This window comes from Prosthecobacter sp. (assembly GCF_044373815.1).
In the GTDB taxonomy this organism is placed as follows: domain Bacteria; phylum Verrucomicrobiota; class Verrucomicrobiia; order Verrucomicrobiales; family Verrucomicrobiaceae; genus Prosthecobacter.
The window spans coordinates 1-7,546 of the sequence record NZ_JBIPNG010000326.1 but is presented as its reverse complement, the minus strand read 5'-3'; the positions used below and the strand labels follow the sequence as shown (position 1 = coordinate 7,546).

Annotated in this window: 5 protein-coding genes; 1 reads left to right on the top strand and 4 read right to left on the bottom strand. The window is 62.9% G+C overall.

Annotated elements, in window-relative coordinates:
• The 4 genes from ACIREA_RS21980 to ACIREA_RS21965 form a co-directional block, all read right to left on the bottom strand.
• Positions 1-1,815: efflux RND transporter permease subunit (locus tag ACIREA_RS21980; protein ID WP_397384505.1), on the bottom strand; the 1,815-nt coding region annotated here is incomplete at its 3' end.
• A 234-nt stretch (positions 1,816-2,049) separates the two neighbouring features.
• Positions 2,050-3,150, bottom strand: coding sequence for an efflux RND transporter periplasmic adaptor subunit (locus tag ACIREA_RS21975; protein ID WP_397384504.1), 1,101 nt, complete (start codon positions 3,148-3,150; stop codon positions 2,050-2,052).
• Positions 3,147-3,833, bottom strand: coding sequence for a TetR/AcrR family transcriptional regulator (locus tag ACIREA_RS21970; protein WP_397384503.1), 687 nt, complete (start codon positions 3,831-3,833; stop codon positions 3,147-3,149). The genes ACIREA_RS21975 and ACIREA_RS21970 overlap by 4 nt, the downstream gene beginning before the upstream one ends.
• 414 nt (positions 3,834-4,247) lie before the next feature.
• The gene (locus tag ACIREA_RS21965) at positions 4,248-5,375 is read right to left on the bottom strand and encodes a sialidase family protein (RefSeq protein ID WP_397384502.1); all 1,128 of its coding nucleotides are present in this window, start codon (positions 5,373-5,375) and stop codon (positions 4,248-4,250) included.
• A 189-nt stretch (positions 5,376-5,564) separates the two neighbouring features.
• Between ACIREA_RS21965 and ACIREA_RS21960 the strand changes: the two genes are divergently transcribed.
• Positions 5,565-7,196: a sulfatase-like hydrolase/transferase gene (locus ACIREA_RS21960; protein WP_397384501.1), complete on the top strand. Its 1,632-nt coding sequence runs from the start codon at positions 5,565-5,567 to the stop codon at positions 7,194-7,196.
• Positions 7,197-7,546: the final 350 nt, after the last annotated feature.

Below are 7,546 nucleotides of genomic sequence, written 5' to 3'. Positions count from 1 at the left end.
GTCATTGTCACCAATGGTGAGGAGGGTGGACTCCACGCCGGGCAGGGCGCGGATGCTGCGTGCGACGCGCTCGCCGAGGAGATCGGTGGAGGCGAGGGTGGTGCCTTCGGGGACGCGGATGTTCACAATGAACTCGGCTTCTTCCGTGGGTGGCATGAAGCTTTTTTGCACGATGCCCATGAGCGTGGGCAGGGAGGCGAGCGCGCCGAAGCAGGCGAGCAGGATGACCCAGCGGTGGCGCATGGAGAAGCGCAGCATGATCATGTAGATGGCCTCGATGGGGCGGTAGAAAACATTCACCACGCGGTCGAGAGCGCGTTCGATCCAGCTCTTGCGACGGCGGCCGAGCATGCGTGCGGCAAGGGAGGGCACGAGGGTGAAGCTGATGAGCAGGGACACGGCGATGGCGAAGGCCATGGTGAGGCCGAAGCTCTTCAAGAACATGCCGACGATGCCGCTGAGGAAGGCGACGGGGACGAAGACGGCGAGGAGCGAGAGCGTGGTGGCCATGACGGCAAGACCGATCTCACGCGTGCCATTGATGGCGGCGTCATGCGCGTTTTCGCCTTTCTCCTCCATGTGATGGACGATGTTTTCCACCACGATGATGGCGTCATCGATGACGATGCCGACGGCGAGCGCGAGGGCGACGAGGCTGATCTGATTGAGCGTGACATCCTGCGCCCACATGACGCCGAAGGCGGCGATGATGGAGGTGGGAATGGAAAGGGCGGCGATGACGGTGGCGCGGGTGTTTCCAAGGAAGAGCAGCACGATGAGCGCGGCAAACACGGCACCGAGGATGAGATGCTCCTGCACGGCGTGGGTGCTGGTGCGGATGACGAGGGAGTTGTCACGCACGACATTGATCTCGTAGCCGGCGGGGAGGATCTTTTTCACTTCGGCCAGGCGCTCCTGCACGGCATCGACCACCTTGATGGTGTTTTCGCCGGATTGCTTGCGCAGAGAGATGACGACGCTGGGGATGCCATTGCGGCGTGCGGCGGTCTGCGGCTCTTCTTCGCCATCGTCCACGCGGGCGACGTCGCCGAGACGCACGAGGCCGCCGTCTTTTTCACGCACGACCATCTGGCGGAGCTCCGCGACGGAGGCGGCTTTGCCGAGGACGCGCAGGCCTTCCTGGCTGGCGGCGTCCTTCACGGTGCCTGCGGGGATCTGCACGTTTTGGGAGCGCAGCGCTTTCTGGACATCAATGGCGGTGAGATTGAAGGAGCGCAGGCGCACGGGGTCCATCCACACATTGATCTGGCGTTTGCGGCCGCCGAGCAGGGTGGCCTGACCGACGCCGGGCACGCTTTCAAGCTGACGGCGCAGGATTTTGTCTGCGTATTCGGTGATCTCGCGCGCGGGGCGATCTGCCGTGAGCGCGACGTTGAGGATGGGCGAGGCATCGGGGTCGAGCTTTTCGACGATGGGGGGATCGGCATCGTCGGGGAGATCGACGATGACGCGGTTCACGCGGTCGCGGATTTCCTGCGCGGCGACGTCCACGTTCTTTTCCAGCAGGAAGACGACGATGACCTGGGAGATGCCTTCGCTGGAGACGGAGCGCAGTTCATCGATGCCGCTGACGGTGTTCACGGCTTCTTCGATCTTGTCGGTGATCTGGGTTTCGACTTCCTTTGGCGTGGCGCCATTGAGGCGCGTGGTGATGGCGACGGTGGGGAAGTCCACCTTCGGAAAGCGGTCCACCGGCAGGCGGGTGTAACCGATGATGCCGACGACGACGAAGACCAGCACGATGACGCTGGCGAGGACGGGGCGCTGAACACAGATGCGGGCGAGCCATTGCATGATTTAGAAAGGGGGAGGGGGGATTAAGCCGGTTGTGTGCGATTGTGCTTATTCATACCATTGGGACGCTGGAGGGCGCGGAGTGGCAGGGACGTTCGCCCGGAGCCGATAAAATTCGGCGCTCCCAGCACAGAGATCTGAATGCGGAGCGGTGTGTGCTTGCGGGGTGCTGCGGACTCGGAGGTCCGCGCTCCTGGTCGCGTTGGAGGGCTTCGATGCGCTCATGGTGGTGCGTTAGGATTGAGGCGTGGTCAGTACGGGGACACCGTCGGCGGCGTCGGGGCCGGGAGAGAGGACGACGTTTTCGCCCTGCTTCACGCCACGGCGGATTTCGATGCGGTCTTTGTCGGTCTCTCCGACTTCGACGAGACGCTCGGTGAGCTGGCCGGACTCGACGACCCAGATTTTTTGATTGGCTCCGTCGGCGCGCACGGCGTTCGCGGGAATGGTGACGGCGGTCTGCGGTGGGAGTGCGAGGCGTGCCTCGGCGAAGAGGCCGGGGCGGAGGCGGCCGTCGGTGTTGAGCACCTCGGCCTCCACCTGGAGATCGCGGGTTTCAGCGCGCACGGCGGCGCCGATGAACTTGACGGTGCCGGTGAAGACTTCGCCAGGAAACGGGGACACGCTGAACTCCACGGTCTGCCCCACTCGGATGAGTCCGACGGAGGGCTCCGCGACATTCACGAGGAGGCGCAGATGGTGAAGGTCGACGACTTGCGCGACCTTGGAGTTTGCCATGACGTATTCGCCTGCGGTCACGAAGCGCTCTGACACGGTACCGGCAAACGGGGCGCGGATGGTGGCGTCTTCCAGGGACTTCTTGCTCATGTCGCGGCGTGCTTCCGCGGCGGAGAGACTGGCTGCTGCACCATCGCGATCTGCTTTGATGCGGGCGAAGTCTGTTGCGGCCACGGCCTTCATCTGCACCAGCGGCTCGTTGCGCTTCACCTCGCTCTCGGCGAGATCGAGCTTGGATTTCGCCTGCACGACATTGGCTTCGGCTTCGGCGAGATTGAGCTGCGCGGTGCGGTCGTCGAGCTGCACGAGGACATCGCCGGTTTTGACAATGGTGCCGCGCTCGACAGGGGTCTCGATCACCTTGCCGGTGGTGTCGGCTGCGACGGCGGCGTTTTGTGCGGCGGTGATTTCACCGGTGAGGCGCAGGTAGCGCGGCATGGGGCCTTGCTGTGCGGCGGCGGTTTTAACGGAGATGGCTGCGACAGGTTTTCTCGCAGCGGCAGGTGCGGCAGCGGGTGCTTTGCTGCAGCCGGTGAAGGCGAGACCCAGCGCGCTCAGGGCGAGTGCGGGGGCGTATTTGAGGAGGGGGGAGGTCATGACTGTTTTTTCGAGCGTGAGGCGGGTTTCGGCTGAGTGGCGCGGCGGGAGGTGAGGGCACCGAGAACGAAGTCGGCGATGTTGTCTGCGAGGCGCTGCACTTCGGGCGCGGTCTTGGGGACGGGCGGGCCGAGGCGGTCAACGAAGACGCGGCAGTGATCGTAGTGGATGCAGAGGCCGATGATGTGATGGCAGTAGAGGACACACTCTTCATCCACCACGCGCCTGCCCATGACGGCGGAGATGATGCGCTGAAGCTCCTCATGGAAGGGGCGGACGATGAGCTTGATGAATTCGTTGAGGCAGGGGGTGGGCTCGCGCATTTCGTGGGCCATGATCTGGCTCTTCACGGGATTCTTGGCGCGCTTGAGCAGCACATGATCAAGGAGGTGATGAATCCAGCGGCGCAGGGTGTCTTCGGGTGAAGCGCCGTCTGCGAGGGTGACTGGGGCGTCTTCCTTCATGCTGTCCTGGCAGGAGGAGAGGAAGACCTCGCGGTAGAGGCCGTCCTTGCTGCCGAAGTAGTACTTCACGGCGGCGACATTGGCCTTCGCCTTCAGGCAGATGGCGCGGAGGCTGGCCTTCTCAAAGCCGTCTTTGGCGAAGACGGTGGCGGCGGCCTTCAGCAGGCGATCGCGGCGCGCCTCGGCATCATGTTCACGGGATGGAGCGGAGTTAAACATGCGTTTATAAACAGGTGTTTAACTTGTGGCGGGCGGATCGTCAACTGGTTTTGGGTGACGAGGTGAGGGTGAGAGATTTGGCGAAATCAAAAAAAAGAGGGCGTGGAGTCTTTTCAGACTCACGCCCAGGTCAACGCTTTGGCTCTGCGGTGCGGTTGAACTTCAACGCTGACATTAGATCTAACGCCGCTCTCGGATAAAGCGGATGTACGCGCTGTTAATTTATTTCACAGAAACTCCTAGAAGCTCGCTCGCCTTGCTCAACCCGATGCCCGCGACTGGGGCGTTTTGTATGATGGCACAGCCTCACTGGTGATCATGGGGATGCATCAGCACTGAGCATTGACAGGCAAGATGATCTATCTTGCTTTATCTCAACGCTGCCTGGAACGGTCCTTGCCCGCAGGGACTTTGCTATTCCAGGCGGATGCGGGCGATGTAGATGGCGGCGGGGAGCGCGACGTGGCGGTTGTCGGGCGGCTTGCCGGTGCTGTCTTCGTGAGAGGAGTAGTAGCTGACCCAGAGTTCGTTTTCATGCCAGACCATGCCTGGGTAGCCGGTGTCGCTGCCGCCGCTGGGGATGGTGAGGGCGATGTCATAGTGCTGGCGGTCCATGCTGGCGATGACGGTAGAGAAGGGCTTGCGGTAGCTGCGGCCTGCGGCGATGAGGGAGTGGTCCGGGAGGACGATGAAGTTTGGCCCGCCGAGGCGGTGCTCTGTGGTATGCCATTGCCATTCGTGGTAGGGCGGGCGGCTGGTGCCGATGTACCCAAAGGTGGTGCCTCGCTCACGACGGACGAGGGCGATCATCTCGCCATCGGGCTGCATGCGTACGGTGGCTTCATTCGGGCGGCCGGGGACATCGAGATGGGTGACGAGATCCCACTTCAAGCCGTCGGTGCTGGTGACGAGTTGGGCTTTCCAAGGATAGGGGCCGGTGGGCACGGGGCCGTCTGCCTCTGCGGCGGCGGCCACGGCGGGATCGGGGTGCTGGGCGCGGAGGTAGGGGTAGCTGATGCCGTACGCTCTGCCCTGGAACCAGTCGATGCGCCAGAGCCACTGGCCTTCTTCCATGACTTTGGCGGGCGGGGTCCAGGTGCGGCCGTCGGTGGAGAACATGACGCGGGGCTGCTTGGTCTTGAGGAGCGGGGGCGTCGTCTCTTGATTCCACACAGAGCCGCCGGCAACGATCATGAGCTGGCCGTCGGGCTTGAGGGAGAATTTGGGATCGCGCAGATCGACGCCGTCTTCGGCGATGAGTGCGGCGGATTCCCAGGCGAGGCCATCGGTGGAGCGGAGGACGCGCACCTTGCCGTCATCGCCTGCGTGGGAAATGCCTTCGCGGAAGCAGCAGAACCATTGGTCGCGGTAGCGGGTGAGGTCGGTGAAGGAATTGTAGGCGCCTTTGTCCCAGATGCGCTTGGAGGTGACGAGCACGGGCTTGCGAACGGGGTCTGCAGCGGCGGCGGGCCTGTCGCTGAGGAGCGTGAGGGCTGGGGCGAGCAGGAGGAGGGCGAGCCAAGGGCGTGTGCGGCGGAGCATGGGCATGGGGCTTTAACGCGATGAGTGGGTGAGATTCCTGATGAAATGATGCTGGTGGTGGGGGGGCTTGATTTATGATTTATGATTTGGAGGTGGTGATGGGCGATGTGGGGCTGAGATAATTGATGGCAACTATTCGCGATGGGGCGCGTTGATGCGTGCGGCCTTGAGCCAATTACCACTACCAGCATGCATTCTCTCTTTGTGCGCGTCTGCGCTTTCTCCCTCTTCCTTGTTTCATTGGCTCAGGTGCATGCGGCGGCGAAGCCGAACATTGTTTTTATTTTGGCGGATGATCTGGGGTATGCGGAGGTGGGAGCGAATGGGGCGGATCATTACAAGACGCCGAACATTGATGCGCTGGCGCAGGGTGGGATGAGGTTCAGCCATTTCTACACGGCGCCGCTGTGCGGGCCTTCGCGGGCGCTCATTCTCACGGGGCGCTATGGCTTCCGCACGGGGGCGGTGACGCAGGATGGCAGCGGCATGATGACGCGCACGGGGGAGAAGGCGGAGGTGATGGCTCCGGTGGTGCTGAAGAAGGCGGGCTACACCACGGCGATGATCGGCAAGTGGGGGCAGATTTTGCCTGCGGGCGATGCGGCGGAGTGGGGCTTTGACCATGTGCTGAGCTTTCATGGCAGCGGGATCTACTGGAACAAGGCGGCGGCGGGGAGCTGGGTGGAGAAGTATGGGCTGCGCGGTGACAGGGAGGGCGAGGGCGGGGTGCGTGCGAAGCCGGGCCCGTATTACATCGACGACAAGAAGCTCACGTTGGCGGACGCTGAATACATGCCGGATGTGCTGCATGCGGATGCGGTTTCGTTTGTGAACGCGCACAAGGATGCGCCGTTTCTGCTGTATTACTCGATGTCGCATGTGCATTCGCAGATCCTGCCAACGCCGGACAGTGTGCCGCCGGATCTGAGTGCGGATGCGGCGACGCGGCAGCAGCGGCTCTACTCCGACAACATTGCGTACATGGACAAGCTGATCGGCAAGCTGGTGGCGGAGCTGGACCGGCTGAAGCTGAGGGAAAACACGGTGATCCTATTCATGGGGGACAATGGCACGACGAAGGCGAATGCGGAGCGGGCCACCATCGGCGGGCGGCGCATGGTGGGGCAGAAGGGCAGCATGGAGGAGGGCGGCGGGCATGTGCCTTTCATCGTGAACTGGCCGGGCATGACGCCTGCGGGCCGGCTGAATGAAAACTTTGCGGATGCCTCCGATTTGCTGCCGACGTTTGCGGAGATCGGCGGTGCAGCGCTGCCGGAGAATCGGGTGATGGATGGGCGGAGTCTGCTGTCGCAGATGAAGGGAGAGAAGGAGCCGGCGCGCACGTGGGTCTTCACGCAGCTGGGCGGTCACTGGCATGTGCGTGAGGCGGGCTGGAAGATGGATGAGGCGGGGCAGCTCTTTGACATGAAGAACGCGCCCTTTGAAGAGATCGCGGTGCCTGCGGACTCCAGTGATGCGGCGGCGGTGGCGGCACGGCAGCGGCTGAGCGCGGTGCTGGCGGAGCTGAATCCGGGGGCGGGCTTTCGTGGTGAGGGGGATGGGCGCGGGGACAAGTCGGGGAAGGGGAAGCCGAGCGCTGCCACGCCACCCATCAACGCGGATCTGGCGGAGCGCGGGGCGAAGTTTGACAAGCTGGATGAAGCGAAGGCGGGGAAGCTGACGCGTGAGTACTTCACCACCCATCAATCCGATGCCCAAGGCGCGGGCGAACGCTTTGACAAGTATGACACGGACAAAGACGGGCTGCTCTCGCGCAAGGAGTTCATCACGCGCGGGGGCATGCATCCGGAGGGGAAGTGAGGCTGGATGCCCGTTCTTCGCTCAAGCTTGTTGAACCTTGCTCAATAGACTGACAAGAAGAGCGTTCATGGTGGAAGTGAACGCATTGCCTGAATGAGACAAACTCGCGGCGGGGCTCATGGCAGACGCTGCTGGCAACCGGCGTCATGTGGCGGGGCGCTGGGTTTGCTTACCGGATTTGCTGCCAGAACCCAGGGGAGCACTCGCTGAGGCTCGGCACCCCTGGGCTGAAATACGGAAGACCGTTGGCCTTCAAGACAAGGACGTCAGTCTATCGCGCAAGTCTCAATAGACGGGCAGGCTGGAGGCTGGGCAGCGCTGCTGTGATGGAGATGGCAGGTTCTGGTATG